This is a genomic window from Luteibacter sp. dw_328 (assembly GCF_018449605.1).
Lineage (GTDB): Bacteria > Pseudomonadota > Gammaproteobacteria > Xanthomonadales > Rhodanobacteraceae > Luteibacter.
The window spans coordinates 2,501-5,359 of record NZ_JAAVUW010000014.1 but is presented as its reverse complement, the minus strand read 5'-3'; the positions used below and the strand labels follow the sequence as shown (position 1 = coordinate 5,359).

Annotated in this window: 2 rRNA genes (1 of these 2 running past the window's edge); both read right to left on the bottom strand. The window is 54.2% G+C overall.

Annotated features, from left to right (window positions below):
* Nucleotides 1-10: 10 nt before the first annotated feature.
* Nucleotides 11-125: ribosomal RNA gene (rrf, locus tag HB634_RS22735) — 5S ribosomal RNA — on the bottom strand.
* Between the two features lie 121 nt (nucleotides 126-246).
* Nucleotides 247-2,859 (bottom strand): 23S ribosomal RNA (locus tag HB634_RS22730) (it continues 270 nt past the right edge of the window).

Below are 2,859 nucleotides of genomic sequence, written 5' to 3'. Positions count from 1 at the left end.
GGTATAAGGCCCCTGGCGGTGACCTACTCTTGCATGGCTTGAGCCACACTACCATCGGCGCATGCGCGTTTCACTTCTGAGTTCGGGATGGGATCAGGTGGTACCACGCCGCTATGGCCGCCAGGGAAGGGGTGGAAGCAGCGCTATAAAAGCGCCGGCTTCACAGAGGGTGTAAACGAGTGACAAGCGTCCGGATTCGGAAAGCGAGTAGAGAGATGTTAAGACGGTGAAGCGTCTTGGGGTTATATGGTCAAGCCTCACGGCTCATTAGTACACGTAAGCTCAATGCATTGCTGCACTTCCACACCGTGCCTATCAACCACCTAGTCTTGATGGTGCCTTTAGGAGAGTCAAGCTCTCGGGAGATCTCATCTTGGGGCGTGCTTCCCGCTTAGATGCTTTCAGCGGTTATCACTTCCGTTCGTAGCTACCGGGCAATGCCATGGGCATGACAACCCGAACACCAGCGGAACGTCCACTCCGGTCCTCTCGTACTAGGAGCAGCCCCCCTCAAATCTCCAACGCCCACGACAGATAGGGACCGAACTGTCTCACGACGTTCTGAACCCAGCTCGCGTACCACTTTAAATGGCGAACAGCCATACCCTTGGGACCGGCTACAGCCCCAGGATGTGATGAGCCGACATCGAGGTGCCAAACACCGCCGTCGATATGAACTCTTGGGCGGTATCAGCCTGTTATCCCCGGAGTACCTTTTATCCGTTGAGCGATGGCCCTTCCATACAGAACCACCGGATCACTAAGACCTACTTTCGTACCTGCTTGATCCGTCGATCTCGCAGTCAAGCACGCTTATGCCTTTGCACACAGTGCGCGATGTCCGACCGCGCTGAGCGTACCTTCGTGCTCCTCCGTTACTCTTTGGGAGGAGACCGCCCCAGTCAAACTACCCACCATACACGGTCCCCGATCCGGATTACGGACCTAGGTTAGAACGTCAAGCACTTCAGGGTGGTATTTCAAGGATGGCTCCACCAGAACTAGCGTCCTGGTTTCATAGCCTCCCACCTATCCTACACAGAAGAACTCAACGTTCAGTGTAAAGCTATAGTAAAGGTTCACGGGGTCTTTCCGTCTTGCCGCGGGAACGCTGCATCTTCACAGCGATTTCAATTTCACTGAGTCTCGGGTGGAGACAGCGCCGCTGTCGTTACGCCATTCGTGCAGGTCGGAACTTACCCGACAAGGAATTTCGCTACCTTAGGACCGTTATAGTTACGGCCGCCGTTTACTGGGGCTTCGATCAAGAGCTTCGCCTTGCGGCTGACCCCATCAATTAACCTTCCAGCACCGGGCAGGCGTCACACCCTATACGTCCACTTTCGTGTTTGCAGAGTGCTGTGTTTTTGATAAACAGTCGCAGCGGCCAGGTTACTGCGACCCCTCGATGCTCAGTCACGCACGTGACCACACCAAGAGGCGCACCTTCTCCCGAAGTTACGGTGCCATTTTGCCTAGTTCCTTCACCCGAGTTCTCTCAAGCGCCTTGGGATTCTCACCCTGCCTACCTGTGTCGGTTTGCGGTACGGTTTTTCTACAGCTGAAGCTTAGTGGCTTTTCCTGGAAGCGTGGTGTCAGTCACTTCGTCCCAAAGGACTCGTCTCGGTGCTCGGCATAAAGATTCCCGGATTTGCCTAAGAATCATGCCTACCGCCTTTCCCCAGGACAACCAACGCCTGGTAGACCTAACCTTCTCCGTCCCCACATCGCACTGTAGAAAAGTGCAGGAATATTAACCTGCTTCCCATCGACTACGCATTTCTGCCTCGCCTTAGGGGCCGACTCACCCTGCGCCGATGAACGTTGCGCGAGGAAACCTTGGGCTTTCGGCGGGGAGGCTTTTCACCCCCCTTATCGTTACTCATGTCAGCATTCGCACTTCCGATACCTCCAGCAAGCCTTACGACTCACCTTCACAGGCCTACGGAACGCTCCTCTACCGCGTACAGATCAAATCTGTACACCCCGAGCTTCGGTGCATAGCTTAGCCCCGTTAAATCTTCCGCGCAGACCGACTCGACCAGTGAGCTATTACGCTTTCTTTAAAGGGTGGCTGCTTCTAAGCCAACCTCCTGGCTGTCTATGCCTTTCCACATCGTTTTCCACTTAGCTATGACTTTGGGACCTTAGCTGCGGGTCTGGGTTGTTTCCCTTTTCACGACGGACGTTAGCACCCGCCGTGTGTCTCCCGTGTATCACGTGTTGGTATTCGGAGTTTGCCATGGGTTGGTAAGTCTCAATGACCCCCTAGCCATAACAGTGCTCTACCCCCAACAGTGTTCGCACGAGGCGCTACCTAAATAGCTTTCGAGGAGAACCAGCTATCTCCGAGTTTGTTTAGCCTTTCACTCCGATCCTCAGCTCATCCCCATCTATTGCAACAGATGTGGGTTCGGTCCTCCAGTGCGTGTTACCGCACCTTCAACCTGGCCAAGGATAGATCACTCGGTTTCGGGTCTACTGCCAGAGACTATTCGCCCTATTCAGACTCGGTTTCCCTTCGCCTCCCCTATACGGTTAAGCTTGCCACTGACAGTAAGTCGCTGACCCATTATACAAAAGGTACGCAGTCACCCTTGCGGGCTTCCACTGCTTGTACGTATACGGTTTCAGGGTCTATTTCACTCCCCTCTCCGGGGTTCTTTTCGCCTTTCCCTCACGGTACTAGTTCGCTATCGGTCAGTCAGGAGTATTTAGCCTTGGAGGATGGTCCCCCCATGTTCAGACAAGGTTTCACGTGCCTCGCCTTACTCAATTTCATGCCATGCACCCTTTCGTCTACCGGGCTATCACCGTCTACGGCCAGCTTTTCCACGCTGTTCGACTAGAATGTACGAC